At 39.5% G+C, this 16,310-nt stretch carries 17 protein-coding genes and 1 tRNA gene; 11 read left to right on the top strand and 7 right to left on the bottom strand.

Annotated elements, in window-relative coordinates; genetic code table 11:
* Positions 1-182 precede the first annotated feature (182 nt).
* Positions 183-1,556 carry an NADP-dependent phosphogluconate dehydrogenase gene (gndA, locus tag AOG26_RS04555; protein WP_054553937.1) on the top strand — a complete coding sequence of 458 codons (1,374 nt, stop codon included), beginning with the start codon at positions 183-185 and terminating at the stop codon, positions 1,554-1,556.
* Positions 1,557-1,612: 56 nt separating this feature from the next.
* On the opposite strand, the gene ansA is transcribed toward gndA, so the two are convergent.
* Entirely contained in the window at positions 1,613-2,623 is a 1,011-nt protein-coding gene (gene ansA, locus AOG26_RS04560; RefSeq protein WP_054561413.1) for an asparaginase, read from the bottom strand.
* A 59-nt stretch (positions 2,624-2,682) separates the two neighbouring features.
* Positions 2,683-4,548 (bottom strand): signal peptide peptidase SppA, encoded by a 1,866-nt coding sequence (gene sppA, locus AOG26_RS04565; RefSeq protein WP_054561414.1) that lies wholly within the window; start codon positions 4,546-4,548, stop codon positions 2,683-2,685.
* Between the two features lie 199 nt (positions 4,549-4,747).
* Here sppA and AOG26_RS04570 point away from each other — a divergent pair, with 199 nt between their 5' ends.
* The 7 genes from AOG26_RS04570 (at position 4,748) to AOG26_RS04600 (ending at position 9,979) form a co-directional block, all read left to right on the top strand.
* Positions 4,748-6,709, top strand: coding sequence for an oxidoreductase (locus tag AOG26_RS04570; protein WP_054561415.1), 1,962 nt, complete (start codon positions 4,748-4,750; stop codon positions 6,707-6,709).
* 61 nt (positions 6,710-6,770) lie between these two features.
* A complete protein-coding gene (locus AOG26_RS04575) occupies positions 6,771-7,481 on the top strand; it encodes an HvfX family Cu-binding RiPP maturation protein (protein WP_054561995.1) in 711 nt (236 codons plus the stop codon).
* 63 nt (positions 7,482-7,544) lie between these two features.
* Positions 7,545-8,093, top strand: coding sequence for an NAD(P)H nitroreductase (locus AOG26_RS04580; RefSeq protein ID WP_054561416.1), 549 nt, complete (start codon positions 7,545-7,547; stop codon positions 8,091-8,093).
* 199 nt (positions 8,094-8,292) lie between these two features.
* The gene (locus AOG26_RS04585; RefSeq protein ID WP_054561417.1) at positions 8,293-8,670 is read left to right on the top strand and encodes a hypothetical protein; all 378 of its coding nucleotides are present in this window, start codon (positions 8,293-8,295) and stop codon (positions 8,668-8,670) included.
* 73 nt (positions 8,671-8,743) lie between these two features.
* A tRNA-Ser gene (locus AOG26_RS04590) sits at positions 8,744-8,834 on the top strand.
* A 52-nt stretch (positions 8,835-8,886) separates the two neighbouring features.
* The gene (locus AOG26_RS04595; protein ID WP_054553931.1) at positions 8,887-9,288 is read left to right on the top strand and encodes a hypothetical protein; all 402 of its coding nucleotides are present in this window, start codon (positions 8,887-8,889) and stop codon (positions 9,286-9,288) included.
* A 73-nt stretch (positions 9,289-9,361) separates the two neighbouring features.
* A complete protein-coding gene (locus AOG26_RS04600) occupies positions 9,362-9,979 on the top strand; it encodes an FKBP-type peptidyl-prolyl cis-trans isomerase (protein ID WP_054561418.1) in 618 nt (205 codons plus the stop codon).
* A 68-nt stretch (positions 9,980-10,047) separates the two neighbouring features.
* On the opposite strand, the gene fur is transcribed toward AOG26_RS04600, so the two are convergent.
* The 5 genes from fur to AOG26_RS04625 all read right to left on the bottom strand — a co-directional run bounded on the left by fur (position 10,048) and on the right by AOG26_RS04625 (position 12,590).
* Positions 10,048-10,491, bottom strand: a complete 444-nt coding sequence (fur, locus tag AOG26_RS04605) for a ferric iron uptake transcriptional regulator (RefSeq protein WP_054561419.1) — start codon at positions 10,489-10,491, stop codon at positions 10,048-10,050.
* Between the two features lie 190 nt (positions 10,492-10,681).
* The gene (gene fldA, locus AOG26_RS04610) at positions 10,682-11,209 is read right to left on the bottom strand and encodes a flavodoxin FldA (RefSeq protein WP_054553928.1); all 528 of its coding nucleotides are present in this window, start codon (positions 11,207-11,209) and stop codon (positions 10,682-10,684) included.
* A 14-nt stretch (positions 11,210-11,223) separates the two neighbouring features.
* Positions 11,224-11,502: a LexA regulated protein gene (gene ybfE, locus AOG26_RS04615; RefSeq protein ID WP_004586673.1), complete on the bottom strand. Its 279-nt coding sequence runs from the start codon at positions 11,500-11,502 to the stop codon at positions 11,224-11,226.
* A gap of 2 nt (positions 11,503-11,504) precedes the next feature.
* Positions 11,505-11,726 (bottom strand): DUF2788 domain-containing protein, encoded by a 222-nt coding sequence (locus AOG26_RS04620; protein WP_036968243.1) that lies wholly within the window; start codon positions 11,724-11,726, stop codon positions 11,505-11,507.
* Positions 11,727-11,825: 99 nt separating this feature from the next.
* Positions 11,826-12,590, bottom strand: coding sequence for an alpha/beta fold hydrolase (locus tag AOG26_RS04625; protein WP_054561420.1), 765 nt, complete (start codon positions 12,588-12,590; stop codon positions 11,826-11,828).
* Positions 12,591-12,721: 131 nt separating this feature from the next.
* Between AOG26_RS04625 and seqA the strand changes: the two genes are divergently transcribed.
* The 3 genes from seqA to astE all read left to right on the top strand — a co-directional run bounded on the left by seqA (position 12,722) and on the right by astE (position 16,113).
* Positions 12,722-13,324: a replication initiation negative regulator SeqA gene (gene seqA / locus AOG26_RS04630; RefSeq protein WP_054561421.1), complete on the top strand. Its 603-nt coding sequence runs from the start codon at positions 12,722-12,724 to the stop codon at positions 13,322-13,324.
* 16 nt (positions 13,325-13,340) lie between these two features.
* Positions 13,341-14,978 carry a phosphoglucomutase (alpha-D-glucose-1,6-bisphosphate-dependent) gene (gene pgm, locus AOG26_RS04635; protein ID WP_054561422.1) on the top strand — a complete coding sequence of 546 codons (1,638 nt, stop codon included), beginning with the start codon at positions 13,341-13,343 and terminating at the stop codon, positions 14,976-14,978.
* A 79-nt stretch (positions 14,979-15,057) separates the two neighbouring features.
* Positions 15,058-16,113, top strand: coding sequence for a succinylglutamate desuccinylase (gene astE / locus AOG26_RS04640; protein ID WP_054561423.1), 1,056 nt, complete (start codon positions 15,058-15,060; stop codon positions 16,111-16,113).
* The last annotated feature ends 197 nt before the right edge of the window (positions 16,114-16,310 follow it).

The following is a 16,310-nucleotide window of genomic DNA, read 5'->3' on the forward strand; positions in this document are numbered from 1 at the left end:
TATTATAAAAATCTGGTCCGATGCCTTGGTTATTTTGATATACTGAGGGCAACGTCGCTTCATGATTTCGATGATTTATCTCAAGTTGGCTGTCAAGCTCGCATTTTTGGGCTGCTTGGGTATAATGCGCGCGTAATTATTTTGATTAACTAACCAATAGTTGTTACCGAGGAGGACACTAAATGCAAGTTGCATTAGTAGGGTTAGGCGTTATGGGTAAAAATCTTGCCCTCAACCTGATTGAAAAAGGGCTGACATTAGTAGCTTATGATAAAAACCCAGATGCGGGTGCCGAGTTACTAAGCTGTGCGAAAGCACTAGGTTTGGCAGACCGTTTACATATTGTGTCTGATTTAAATGATATGGTTAGACGCTTAGAGCCGCCTCGTTCGATTCTTCTTTTAGTTCCTGCTGGTGAATTGGTTGATAAAGTATGTACAGAGCTTGCAGAAGCAGGTGTTGACTGTGATGACATTATCGTAGATTGCGGCAACAGTAACTACAAAGATGGCATTAGCCGTAAACTTAAATATCAAAACAAATTTGAATTTGCCACTATGGGTATTTCTGGCGGTGCAGAAGGCGCACGTCACGGTCCTGCAATGATGGCAAGTGGTTCAGAAGGCGGCTGGGAGCGTGTTGAGCCGTGGTTTGAAAAAGTAGCGGCAAGCTACAAAGGTGAGTCGTGTTTTGCTCGTGTAGGCCAATCTGCAAGTGGTCACTTTGTGAAAATGGTTCATAACGGTATCGAATATGCGCTAATGCAATTAATTGCAGAAATGTATCAATTATTACGTTTAGGTACTAATCGTTCACCAAAAGAAGTGGCTGACATTTTCAATGAATGGTCTGAAGGCACTTTAAATAGCTACTTACTGTCAATTTCAAGCCATATCTTAAGCCTTGAAACGACAGAAGGTGAGCCACTAGTTGATTTAATCGACAATAAAGTTGGCGCGAAAGGCACGGGTTTATGGACTGCACAAAATGCCCTAGAGCTTGGTATTGCAGTGCCATCACTAGTTGCAGCTGTTCAAGCACGTCACTTAACAAATACGTGTGATACGCATGCTGCTAAAGAAATGACTTACGCTGCTAAAGCAACTGATACCGTTGATTTAGACTTAGCAGAGCTAAAAGACGCATTCACATTGGCAAGTTTACTTGCTTACCGCCAAGGTTTAGCGCTTATCAAAGGTGCGTCTCGTGCGCATCAGTGGAAAGTAGATCTTTCTAAAACGCTACAAACGTGGCGCGCAGGTTGTATCATCCGTGCTGATTACTTAGACAATGTAGCTGAAGGTGTAGAATTTATTGATTCTATGCAGCGTGAATCAGCAGCATTACGTAAAGTAACGGGTGCAGCAGTTGCATCTGGTCTTGCATTCCCTGTGTTAACAGCAACGCAAACTTACATTGCGACGTTAACAACACCAAGTAATGGTCATCTAGTTCAAGCACAACGTGACTACTTCGGTGAACATGGTATTAAAACTCACAGTGGTGAGATTTGCCATTTAACAGACTTAGTTGAGATTGACGAAAAAGTTCGTTAATTATCAAAAAGCATAAAAAAAGGCACCAATTGGTGCCTTTTTTTGTATTTGCTGTATTAACGACTTAGCTCACCGCGCAGGTTGTCTTGCATCAAGTGACGAATTGTTTCTACTTCAAGCTTTTGACTAAATAAGTAGTGTAACTTGGTCAAACACGCTTCTAATGTCATATCGTAGCCACTGATCACACCACAATTTAATAAGGCATTACCGGTTGCATAACCGCCCATATTAACTTGGCCTTTTAAGCACTGCGTTAGATTAACAATCACCATACCGCGTTTACTTGCATCATTAAGAATATCTAAGAACGCCGGATCTTGTGGGGCATTACCCACGCCAAAACTTAATAACACAAGTGCTTTGATGTCATCATTAACTAAACTTTTAACCACTTTTGGGCTGATCCCAGGATAGAGATAAAGCACACCAATTGGCTGTGGCGTGATATTTGACACCTGTAGTTCGTTATCAACATAAGGGCTAAGTTGCCCTTTGATCAGTTGAATATTAATTCCTGAAAGTGCTAATGGTTCAAGGTTCGGTGATGCAAAGGCATCAAAGCCATCAGCATGGGCTTTTGTTGCACGGTTACCACGGAATAATTGGTTATTAAAAAACAGGCTTACTTCAGCAATTGGGTAATTAGCGGCTAAATACATGGCATTAAGTAAGTTTACTTGGCCATCAGAACGAAGTTGCGACAATGGAATTTGTGAGCCTGTCACAATTACAGGTTTTGTGAGGTTTTCGAACATGAAAGACAAAGCAGAAGCTGTGTAGGCCATGGTATCGGTACCATGCAGAACCACAAAGCCATCATAGTCTTGGTATTTACTCTTAATATCGTCAGCAATTAATTGCCAGTGGGCAGGGGACATATCTGAAGAATCAATGAGCGGGCAATATTCGTGAATATCAAACAAAGGCATTTCATCACGATTAAACTCTGCATTATTGACCACTGTTTCGGTTAAAAAACCTTCCGCTGGAACATAGCCACGGCTCGATTTTTTCATACCGATAGTACCACCCGTATAGGCGATATATATACGTTTACGTTTCATAAAAAAAGCCCAGTTAAATAACTGGGCTTAGTATACCTAAAATCGCTTAGCTAAGTAACTTATTGAATTACATTACACACTAAACAACGAGCGTAAACGCCTTGTGGATCGTTGTAATCTTTTAGGTTATCAATTTCACTACTTAACTGATTAATTAGGCTTTGTAAGTTGGCTTGTGTTGCTAGTACTGATTGTGATGAATCAGACTTAGCAAAGAAGCTCTTAACAGCCGCGGTGCCAAAGATATCTTGCAGCATTTGCTCTTGTGGTGTGAGCGACTGCTTGATGGTTTTGACATCATAATGATTAAGCTTAGCAAGCTCAGCTGCCGCCTTAATTGCATCTTGCTTATCACCAAGTTTATCAACTAAACCCAGTTCTTTTGCTTGAGTTGCAATCCATACACGGCCTTGGGCAATTTTATCAACTTGCTCAGGGGTCATGTTACGCGCTTCAGCCACTACATTTAAAAAACGTTTGTATGCATTTTCAACGCTCATTTGAATGATATCTGACATTTTCTCGTCAAGTGGGCGTGCAATAGAGAAGCCAGCAAGGTCTGTTGTAGCAACGCCATCTGAGTATATACCTAATTCAGCCATAGTATTTTCAAACGTCATGAAAGTACCGAATACACCGATTGAACCTGTAATTGTGCTAGGGGCTGCCCAAATTTCATTGGCTGCAGATGCAATCCAGTAACCACCTGATGCTGCCACTGAGCTCATTGAAGCGATAACCGGTTTACCCGCTGCTTTAAGAGCTAATACTTCAGCACGGATAACTTCAGAAGCAAACATACTACCACCACCTGAATCGATGCGTAGTACAACGGCTTTCACTTTGTCATCAAGACGCGCTTTGCGAAGTAGGGCTGCTGTAGAGTCACCACCAATTTCACCTGCTTTACGCTCGCCATCAACAATGGTTCCTTTCGCAACAACCACAGCTACTTTTTCAGTGATTGGGTTATCGAACTCAACAGGCGGTTTTACCAGCGATAAATACTCACGGAAGCTTACTTGCTTAAAGGTTTTGCCTGTTTCTTCTGCACCAACTAACTCAATAAGCTGTTGGCGAATTTGTTGTGAGGTTTTTAAAGAATCAACCCACTGATTATTTAGAGCGTATTGGCCCGAGTTACCGTCTACTGCTTGCATTTTTGCAAGGTAAACATCCATATCTTCATCGAAATTACTTTCATCGAATGGACGGCTCGCAGCAACGTCAGTTTTATACTCGTTCCAAAGTGCAGTTAACCAAACGCTATTCGCTTCTTTTGCCGCATCTGACATGTCATTACGAATAAAAGGCTCAACCGCTGACTTATAAGTACCAACACGGAAAATATGTTGAGTTACTTTTAATTTTTCAAGCGCATCTTTGAAGTAAAGCGGGAACATACCGTAGCCTTCAATGCTCACACCACCATAAGGGTGCATAGACACTTCATTAGCGTGGGCTGCAATATAGTATTGAGCTTGTGTATAGTAATAGCCCGTTGCAATAACTTGCTTGCCTGCTTCTTTAAACGCATCAATTGCTTTAGTTATTTGTTTTAGCTTATTGATGTGTGCACTTGGCATTTTTTGTAGATCAAGAAGCATCACACTGATGCGATCATCTTTAGTTGCTTGGTTGATCACTTCAACAACATCATCAAGTAGAATTTCTGATGGTGCTTCTTTACCCATAGTTGCATCGTTGATTGCTGCTTCTACAGGATCAACATACGTTTTTTCTTCAACAATAGGGCCATTTAAGTTTAGGCGTAGCACGGTTCCGTCTGCTACTTTTACTTGGTCTTCTTCACCTGTGATGGCAACAAAGAAGAGTATTACTAGTAATAGAAATAATATGTTTAGGACCAAACGGCGGGAGAAATTAATCCCGGTCCAAATGCCTTTAAATATCTTTGCTAGCAAAATAAATCCTTAATTCAGTACAGCTTAGTAGTGATCTCATCTTAGCTTAGAATAACTTTAAAATTAACTGTTAAATAGTAACAGAGTGTTTAAAACGACAATTTGCTACATATAAATTACCAGTGAAAAGTTGATTATTCTAAGTTATTGCCGCAGAATCTATTTCAAATAGAGGTTCGACCAGTTAACGGGGCACACAATGTTAGAACAAAAATTACAATTACCGCATACCGAACTTCGTAATCGTTTGGTTATGGGCTCAATGCATACCGGCTTAGAAGAAGGCTGGCATAACCGTAAACGCTTACGTGCATTCTACGAAGCACGTGCCAAAGGCGGCACGGGTTTAATCATTACAGGTGGTTATAGCCCAAATATTCGTGGCAAGCTATCTCCGTTCGCATCAACATTTAACTCATTTTATGATGTGATCAAACACAAAGCATATACTGATGCAGTGCATCAGCATGGCGGAAAAATTTGCTTACAATTATTGCATGCAGGTCGCTATGCTTATCATCCATTCAATCAAGCGCCAAGCTCAATTCAGGCACCTATTAATCCGTATAAACCTAAAGAAATGTCGTTAGGTTCAATTAAAAAAACCATCAAAGACTTTGCTAACTCAGCAAAATTGGCTGAAAAAGCAGGTTATGACGGTGTTGAAATCATGGGTTCTGAAGGTTATTTGATTAATGAATTCATGGCTAACCACACTAATAAAAGAACAGACAACTATGGCGGTAGTTTAGAAAACCGCATGCGCTTGGCTGTTGAAATTGTTAAAGCTGTACGCGCTAAAGTAAGTCAAAAGTTCATTATTGTATTTCGTTTGTCTGTGATGGATTTAATTCCTAATGGATCAACACCTGATGAAGTAAAACAACAAGCATTGGCACTTGAACAAGCTGGCGTTGATATTTTTAACACGGGTATTGGTTGGCACGAAGCTCGTGTACCAACCATTGCCAGTATGGTACCAGCAGGTGCATTTAAAGAAGCATCAAAACGCTTAAAAGAAACGGTATCAGTGCCAGTGATCGCGGTTAACCGTATTAACACTCCTGAAATTGCCAATGGAATTTTAGAAGCAGGCGAGTCTGATTTAATTTCGATGGCACGTCCTTTATTAGCAGACCCAGAGTTTTTCAATAAATACGTTAATAATAAGTCTGAGCAAATCAATATTTGTATTGGTTGTAATCAGGGCTGCTTAGACCATGTGTTTAAAAATAAACGTGCAACCTGTTTGGTTAACCCGCAAGCGGCTTTTGAGTTAGATTACAGCCTTGAAAAAGCACCATCTTCTCGATTAGTCCTGGTTGTGGGTGCTGGCCCTGCTGGCCTTGCTGCAAGTTGTTACTTAGCATCGAAAGGCCACAAAGTGACTTTAATTGAACGTAAAGAACAAATGGGTGGCCAATTTAATTTAGCCATGCAAGTGCCGGGTAAAGAAGACTTTAACCATACCCTTAACTACTTTACTAATGAATTAAAACGTTTAAATGTCGATTTACAGCTCGGTACTGAATTTACTGACAATATGCTCAATCAATACGATGATGTGGTGTTTGCAACAGGCGTACGTCCGCGCGAAGCCAAAATAGAATGCAGTGATGGCAAACGTGTATTCGCCTACGATGAAGTAATTCGTGGTGAAGTAGAACTAGGGGATAAAATTGCGATTCTAGGTGCCGGTGGTATCGGTTTTGATATGGTTGCCTTTTTAAGTGAACACAAAGGCCAAACAATTGAGCAATTCAAAACTCAATGGGGTATTGAATGCGAAGCTGCGCCTGAAAAAGACAATCGTCAAATTTACATGCTTAAGCGAAGTGCAGGGCGCTTTGGTAGTGAACTGGGTAAAACAACGGGTTGGATCCACCGTCAAGTTGCTAAACAACACGGTGTTAAACAAATCGCTGAGTGTCAGTATCTAAGCTTTGATAAGCAAGGTTTGAAGATAACGGTAAAAGGTGAAGAGCAAATCCTCGATGTTGATACTGTGATTGCCTGTATTGGTCAGGTGTCAAATACTGAAACGTTCGATAATCAAACCGAAAACGCTAAAGTACACGTTATTGGTGGCGCAAAACTAGCTGCTGCTATTGATGCAAAACGTGCGATTTTTGAAGCGCTACAAGTTGCTCGTAAAATTTAATTGAAAGTAAACTAGAAAACGTGCGGTCTGTGTGATTAATCTATTTAGTCACGAGACCGCTATGTTGAACACACACCTAATACCCCTTTACCATCGCATTTTAAATAAACTGCAGTTTTTAGATGGGCTCCCCAGCCTGTTAATTCGCTTGATCTTAGCCCCAGTGATGATCATCGCCGGCTTTAATAAACTAGCTTTAAGCGGTGATGTAACTCATTTTTATCAATACTTTTTAGCATCAGATGATATTGTTGCTTGGTTCGGAAATAGTGAATGGGGTTTAGGCCTACCTATGCCCTCTCTACTGGCCTTTTTAGCTGCATGGACTGAGTTTTTAGGGGGGATCTTTATATTATTGGGTTTATTTACTCGTTTAACAGCAATCCCTTTAATGATCACCATGCTGGTTGCAGCGACGACAGTACATGCCAGTAATGGCTGGTTTGCTGTAACACCTACCGATGCCAGTACCAGCCCTGCGAGAGTGCTGAATTGGCTAGCAATACCAGGAAGTGAAGCCAGTTTAGTTAATTCCAATGAAGCCAGTGAAAGATTAACCAAAATGCGCGAGTTACTAGAAACGCATGGTTATACAGAGTACCTCTATGCGAAAGGGAAACCTGTGATCTTAAATAATGGTATTGAGTTTTCCGCAATATACTTTGTTATGCTTTTAAGTTTATTTTTTGCAGGTGGCGGTCGTTACGTCAGTTTAGATTATTGGTTAACTAGAAAAGCATCGAATAGCTTTATTGCTAATAAAGATAAATGATAAGCTTGGGTTTTCTGCCCCGATTATTAAGGGGCATCGTACTTAAGCATTTACGGAATATTCATGGACGCTTTGACGCTATTACAAACTCGACAATCAGATCCTCGCCTTATCGCACCAGGACCAACTGCAGAACAACTTGAAATTATTAAGCGAGCGGCCATTAAAGTGCCTGATCATGGCTGTATTGCTCCTTGGCGATTTATTCTCGTTGAAGGCAATGCACGTAATAAATTAGGCGATATCTACCATCAAGCCGCAGTCGCTGAAAATCAAGATGAAAGAACCATTGAGCGTGCTAAAGATCTACCTCTACGCTCTCCTATGATGATCATTGCCATTGCTGATGTAACTGAAAACCCAAAAGTGCCACGTATTGAACAAGTACAAAGTGCAGGCTGCGCTGTACTTGCAATGCAACAAGCGGCATTTGCGCAAGGTTTAGGGGGCATTTGGCGCACAGGTTATTTTGCACAGAGCCCTGCTGTTAAAGCGGCATTAGGTTGTAAAGAACAAGATGAGATTGTTGGCTATTTATATCTAGGTACACCAGAAGTAGACATTAAAAAACCAATAAGACACAAGCCAGAGACGTTTTTTGAGAATTTATAAATATTAGGAACTTTTTTGCAGTTAAGCAGTCAGACACTATTAAGCTTATATATGTTAGTTTTTTTAGATTTAGCTTAGCTGTAAGAAGCGCACGGATGCAAAAAACGAAATAATTCTTCTTCAGTGTGTTTTTTAATCGGTTATTTTTTGTTAACGTATGGATAGTCTTAAAAAAATAACGATAAAGAAGACGAGAACGATGGGAAACTTATTTTTACGTGAAAAAGAAAATTGGTTCGCTTGGTCAATTTGGGGCTTAGTTGGTGCCGTGGTCACTTTTTTTGTTGCCATGTCTACGAAACAACCTCATTACCTTGGCTTGTCTGCTGTAGTGGTATTACTCCTACTGACTTGGTGGATGCAAAGCACTAAACGTTTCGATTTCGGCCGCGCTTTTAAAATTTGTTGCTACGTTTTAACGATCACCTGCTTACCAGCTTTTGCATTAGTCATTATACCTAGCTATAACCTCAATAAAATTGACGTAATAGTGCAGGGTTCAGGCTTTGCAATTGTTAGTTTAATTGTTTGTTTAGTTTGCTCTTTAATCGCAAAGCGCCCTAAGCAGTACTATTAAAATTACTTTTTTAAAGTTTTTTACATTTATGGCTTTACAACGAACGCAGTAAACACTATTATTCGCGCCGTACGGAGAGATGGCAGAGTGGTCGAATGCACCGGTCTTGAAAACCGGCAGGGGTTTGTAGCCCCTCTAGGGTTCAAATCCCTATCTCTCCACCATTATTTAGAAAAACCGCCTTTAGGGCGGTTTTTTGCTATCTGGAGATAAGTAATGTCAGCAAGCGAGTCTTCTTCTACACTAATGCGCATTGTTAAACATGTTCTGCTTTGGTGTATCTTTTCTTATTTTTATCACAGCGGGATCAATGTACTTGTAGCTATGGCCCATGATGCGCAGCCTGATTACGGGTTAATATCTTCAATCGCTTATGGTATTGGCTTTAATGTGTTAGTAGGGCACCTTATTGGCAAATACGACAAGCATTGGCCTGTCATTGCTGCATGTGTGATTTCTACTGTGGGTCTTATTGCTGTGCCTTTAATTATGTTAGGCAAAGATGGTTTAATGAGCGGCTTTTTTATTGCTTCGATGATCGCTACATTACCTGTTGCGACATTTGTAATTGATAAAATAAAGCAGCGAATTAGTGCAAACACTGAGCAAACGCAGTAAAACTAGGCGATATTCGTTGTTTTTTTATGTTAGTATGAGCACGTCTTTTAACTAAATAAACGTGAATTAAAACATGTCAGATAATTTTACAACAGACGCTGAAAAAGCAAGTTACGGTATTGGTTTACAAATGGGTGAGCAATTAAAAGCGAATCCATTCGAAGGTTTAAACTTAAATTCTGTATTTGAAGGTATGAAAGACGCATACACTGGTAATGATTTCCAAGTTGAAATCCCAGAAATTCAAGCAGCTTTTGAGAAAATCAACGCTGAGATCCAAGCTCGTCGTGAAGAAGAAGCTAAAGTTCTTGCAGCTGAAGGTATTGCATTCTTAGAAGAAAATGCAAAACGTCCTGAAGTAACAGTAACTGAATCAGGTCTTCAATACGAAGTACTTACTGCAGGCGACGGTGAAAAACCAACTGCAGATTCAACAATCCGTGCACACTACCACGGTACACTAATCAACGGTACAGTATTTGACAGCTCATACGAGCGTGGTCAACCAGCTGAATTCCCAGTTGGCGGTGTAATCAAAGGTTGGACTGAAGCAGTACAAATGATGGGTACTGGTTCTAAGTGGCGCTTATACGTACCACACGAACTTGCTTACGGTGAGCGCGGTGCTGGTGCAGCAATCGCTCCTTTCTCAACGCTAATCTTTGACGTTGAGCTATTAGAAATCATCTAATCGATTTCAAATAGACATAAAAAAACCTGCTTAAAGCAGGTTTTTTTATGTCTGAAACAAATAGCTAATTAGCTATTTGATTCAGCGTATTCTTTACACGCAGCAGTGTCTTCACATTCACCATATAGGTAAAGAGAGTGGTTGGTCAGTTTAATACCATTCTCTGTTGCGATTTCTTCTTGACGACGTTCAATTGTATCGTCTTCAAACTCAACAACCTTACCACATTTTAGGCACACTAAGTGGTCATGGTGAGTGCTACCTGATAATTCAAATACTGACTTGCCGCCTTCGAAGTGGTGGCGAGATACAATACCTGCATCATCAAATTGGTTAAGAACACGGTAGACAGTTGCAAGACCAATCTCTTCGCCTTTGTCTAAAAGAATTTTATAGACATCTTCAGCGCTGATGTGTTGGTTGTCTGGAGATTGCAGAATCTCTAAAATTTTAATACGCGGCAGAGTTACTTTTAACCCTGCTTTTTTTAATTCCAAGTTGTGATCAGTCATTCAATCTGTCTCAATTTTATTTAGTTATACTAGGCATCATCAAGATGCACACGACACATTAGCAACTATTAGAATAACGTGCCTAGTTACTAAGTGCAAAGAACAATTCGTCTATTTGCCGATTTTTCAAACAAAAATGAACTGGTTGTGCATCTTTACATCAGCTAGTAAATGCGAGTAGTACTTGTTATTAATCAGCAAGTTCCGCTAAACACATTTCGTCATAAACCTGAGCACACCAGTCTTTAACACGCTTTTCAGTAAGCTCTGGTTGACGGTCTTCATCAATACCAAGGCCAACAAAATTGCTGTCATCTACTAGTGCTTTTGAAGCTTCAAAGTCGTAGCCTTCAGTTGACCAATGACCCACTACGATTGCGCCACGCTCAGTAACGATATCGTTGATCATGCCCATTGCATCTAAGAAGTATTCTGCATAGTCTTCTTGGTCACCGCAGCCGAAAATAGCAACAAGTTTACCTTCGAAGTCAACTTCTTCTAATTCAGGGAAGAAATCATCCCAGTCACATTGAGCTTCACCGTAGTACCAAGTTGGAATACCGAATAACAATAAATCGAATTCAGCAATCTCTTCTTTAGAACTTTTTGCAATGTCGTGAACCGCTACAAGCTTTTTACCTAATTCTTTTTGAATCATTTTAGCTACGTGTTCAGTATTGCCTGTGTCACTTCCGAAAAAAATACCTACGCTTGACATGGATTTAAAACCTTCTATCTATCAATAGCCAATCTTTCTTGTAAAATTGTTTCAATCAACGCGCTACGGCTAATATTCTGCGCATCTGCCATATCGCTTAATGCTTGATATAACTGTGATGAAACCTTAAATTCTACACGCTTTAAACCACGTGCTTTATCTCGCTTTATTTGATTACGTTTATTTACTTTTAATTGCATATCGCGAGGTAGGGGATTTGTTTTCGGCCTACCTGGACGCTTTTCGTATTCAAATAAATCGGGTGTTGTTCTATCTGTTTCTGACTTTGCCATGTCTAGCCCACACCTGCGCCTTGCCAGAAGACTTGAATAAGTCCTTTCGCTATAAACCCAGAACAGCCTAAAAATAGCACTAACCAAACGATGTATCGGCCAAATCGTGGTACATCACCTTTTTTAAGGACGTCTTGAATTGCCATTCCAATAAAAAAGAAAATACCGGCTAAGCCAAAATACAACCCTAAGGTATCAAATTCGTTAATTAACTGACTGACCATCAACGTATAAACCTTTAAATTAAACGGCGCGTACTATAGCACACAAATTTGTAATAATTTAGTGCGCACGATCAAAAACAACGAATTTTATCAGCCCAATTAATGAGCTAAAAAATCGCTGATTGCTTTATTTACAGCAAGTGGTTTTTGGGCATGTAGCCAGTGACCTGCACCATGAATAATTTTTGCTTTTGCATTAGGGAATAACGCCATAATAGCAGGGCGGTGTTCTGCTAAAATGTAGTCAGAATCATTACCTTTAATGAATAAAGTATCACATAAACAAGAATCATTTTCACTAACTTGCGCTAAAATATTTTCATATTGCTGGTATAAAACAGCTAAATTAAAGCGCCATTGATAGTGACCTTGATCATTTTTAGCAAAGCTTTTTAATAAAAACTGACGTACGCCCATTTCATCAATGTGCTTGGTAAGTATTTCATCAGCCGCTTTTCTATCTGTGATATTAGACTGTGCAACTTCGTTTAGGCCTGCAAAAATAGCGCTGTGACGAGGGTTATTAGCAACAGGAGAAATATCTAACACTACAAGCTTATCGATAAGTGCAGAGTGATTAAGTGCTAATTGCATGGCCACTTTGCCACCCATTGAATGACCTATGATGTGCGCTTTACTAATATTTAGATGTTCAAGTAACTCACTGACATCTTCAGCCATAGCGTGATAATTCATGGTATTGCTATGGAATGATTTACCGTGGTTACGTAAATCAATATTCGTTACACGATAATTTTCAGCTAATGCTTTTGCGATTACATTGAGGTTTTCAAGTGAGCCAAACAAACCGTGGATCAATACAACGTCTGAACCTTGACCCATTTGTTGGTAGTTTAATAGCATTTTCAACTCCTAATTTTAATGGCAGTATTTTGCCTAGTGAAATTACAAAATGCAAAACATAGAGAATTGCTGCGAGCTTAGGTATAATCATTGAGAACTTTTAAAATGTGACCCGTAAAGACAGGAATAACATGAAAAAAATCGACATAGACGACGAGTTATATCAATACATTGCAAGCAACACGCAAAGTATTGGTGAAAGTGCATCAACCATTTTGCGTCGTTTATTAAACCTCTCTGATGGCGCCAATGCCCCAGTTGAAACAACTACTAAAACTGAACAAGAAACCCCAGTTGTTGAAGTACAAGAACAAGCAGAACAAGAAACAAGCCCTGAACCAAGCGACGAAAATGTTGAAGAGGCTGCACAAACTGTCACAGCATCGACACAAGTGAAAGGTAATGTGTTTAATGTATTAAACAAAGAAGAGCTAGCAATGCAAAAAGGTGTTGTTGGTCGATTCTTATTTATACTAGCTGCTTTATATAGAACGCATAAAAAAGATTTTGTTAACGTGCTTGAAATTAAAGGCCGTGACCGTGTTTATTTTGCCACTAGCAAAGAAGCGCTACTGGAAAGCGGTAGCAGCATGAATCCAAAAAATATCACTGATACTGAGTATTGGGTGATGACAAATTCAAATACAACCAGAAAAAAAATGATGCTTCACGAAGTTGCACTGTGCTTAGGTTACAGTGCGGATGAAGCAGAAAAAATTCGTGATTACTTATAATCCATAAGGAAATAATATGGCGATTCATCCAGATGCAGGTAAACCTGCTCCGCAATCAAGCTTAGTGAATGTACCAAAACTGATCTCGGCTTATTACTTAAATGAACCTGACCTAGAACAAAACCCAGAGCATTGTGTTGCTTTTGGTACGTCTGGCCATCGTGGTTGTTCGTTCGATGTAAAATTTAATGAATCGCATATTTTAGCGATCACTCAAGCAATTTGTGATTACCGTAAAGAAAATAATATTTTTGGTCCACTTTTCTTAGGTAAAGATACACATGCATTGAGTGAAGCGGCTTTTAACTCTGCTATTGAAGTACTTGTTGCAAACGAAGTGCAAGTCATTGCACAAGAAAATGACGATTACACGCCAACGCCGGTGATCAGTCATGCTGTTGTTTGCCATAACAAAGAAAACCCAAATGAACTTGCTGATGGTATTGTGGTAACTCCTTCACATAATCCGCCAGAAGACGGTGGTTTTAAATATAACCCGCCAAATGGTGGACCTGCAGATACTGATGTGACTAAGTGGATTGAAGACAGAGCAAATCAATTACTTTTAGAAGACTTAGTTGAAGTAGAGTTATTTCCATATGCTAAAGCATCACGTTCTGGTTTTATTAAGTACCAAGACTTAATTACCCCTTATGTTGATGACTTAGTTAATATCGTTAATCTAAAAGCAATTAGCGATGCGAAAATCAAAATTGGTGTTGATCCACTTGGTGGCTCTGGTATCAACTTTTGGCCAGTCATTGCAGAAAAATATAATTTAGACTTAACGGTCGTAAATGAGTCTGTTGACCCAACATTTTCGTTCATGCCTTTAGATAAAGACGGCAAAATCCGTATGGATTGCTCTTCTCCTTATGCAATGACAAACCTTATTGCATTAAAAGATGACTATGATATCGGTATTGGTAACGACCCTGATTATGACCGCCATGGTATTGTTACGCCTGACGGTTTAATGAATCCAAATCACTTTTTAGCAGTTGCGATTGACTACTTATTAAATAACCGCGAATGGTCAAAAGATGTCGCAATTGGTAAAACACTGGTATCAAGCGGCATGATTGATAAAGTTGTTGCACGTAATAACCGTGAAGTAAAAGAAGTACCGGTAGGCTTTAAATGGTTTGTAGAAGGTCTAAGCAAAGGTACCCTTGCTTTTGGTGGTGAAGAAAGTGCAGGGGCGTCATTCTTACGTTTTGATGGAACAGTTTGGAACACTGATAAAGATGGTTTCATCTTAGGTCTACTTGCTGCAGAGATTTTAGCTGTAACAGGTAAAACACCTTCACAGCTTTATAAAGAACTTGAACAAGAGTTCGGTGCGCCTATTTATAAACGTATTGATGCGCCAGCTAGTGCTGAGCAAAAATCACGTTTAAAAGCGTTATCAGCTGATGATGTAACTGCAAGTACATTAGCGGGTGATGCTATTACGCAAAAATTAACCCATGCCCCTGGTAATAACGCTGCTATCGGCGGTTTAAAAGTTGTTACTGAAAACGGTTGGTTTGCTGCACGCCCATCTGGCACTGAAGACATTTATAAAATTTACCTTGAATCATTCAAAGGTGAAGAACATCTAGCATTATTAGAAAAAGAAGCGAAAAAGCTGGTTGATTCAGTAATTAGCTAATTTCTTTTTTACCTATTAAAACGGCTGAGATTCTCAGCCGTTTTTGTATTCTACTCTCACGCATTTTTAGGATAGAACAATGAGCTATTCAACTCCTTCATATCTCGAAGAATTAAAAAGTACTGGCGACTTTTTAACCTTGACCCGCAACAATGAATTTTCACTAGAACCTTGTGCATTTACCCTTACAAACGGTACTGATGTCACTGTTCACGACACGGGTATCATTGAGTTTCAACCTGCACAGCAAACAAACAAAGATATTGTACTTTCAAGTGCGGTACATGGTAACGAAACTGCGCCAATTGAAATTTGCGATCAATTAATCAAGTCAATCATTACAGAACAACTTACCTTGAAGCAGCGTGTACTGTTTATTTATGGTAATCCTAAATCTATTAATATCGGTAAGCGTTTTGTAGATGAAAACTTAAACCGTTTGTTTAATGGTCATCATACTGTTGAAGGCATTGCTTCTAACCCTGAGCGAGTTCGTGCAAAGCTACTTGAAGACGTGGTTACTGATTTCTTTGCTAGAGGCAACCAAGACAGTGAGCGTTTTCATTATGATCTTCACACTGCAATTCGTGGCTCTAAAAATGAAAAGTTTGCAGTGTATCCTTTCTTACATGGTAAACCGTGGAAAAAATCACAACTGCAATTTTTACTTAGCTGTGGCGTAAACACGGTACTAATGATGAAATCAGCGGCAACTACCTTCAGTTACTACTCGTCGTTTGTACATGGAGCTGACTCATTTACGGTAGAACTTGGCCAAGTAAAACCTTTTGGCGAAAATGACATGTCGCGATTTGAGAAAACCAAACAAACCTTAACTGCATTAATTAGTCAAGAATCTGTTGAATATAAAGAATTCAATGCAGAGGATTTCGAGTTGTTTTCAGTATATAGAACAATAAACCGTACTTGCGAAGACTTTAGTTTTCCATTTGCTGATGATGTGGAAAATTTCACCGGTTTCGCAAAGGGTGAATTAATGGCAGTTGATGGTCAGACCAGATATGAAGCGGAAGTAGATGGTGAAGCTATTATCTTCCCAAACGCTGATGTAGCCTTAGGTCAGCGCGCTTTGCTTACAGTTATTCCAATGCAAGTTGATAGCAACTTTATTTAAAATCTCTGCATTAACACCCATCTATATTTAGTTAACTATATGACTATAAAGAACTTATCTTGTTGTATAGTTAACTTTCCATGCGTTTTTAGCCATTTGTCATCTATTCGTCTATGATTAGTTGAATAACAACTTACGTTAACGTAAAGTGACGGCAGTTTAATTTAATTAGATTGAATATTGCGCAAACTTTATCC

Origin of the sequence: Pseudoalteromonas sp. UCD-33C (assembly GCF_001306895.1) — a bacterium.
Classification (GTDB): Bacteria; Pseudomonadota; Gammaproteobacteria; order Enterobacterales; family Alteromonadaceae; genus Pseudoalteromonas.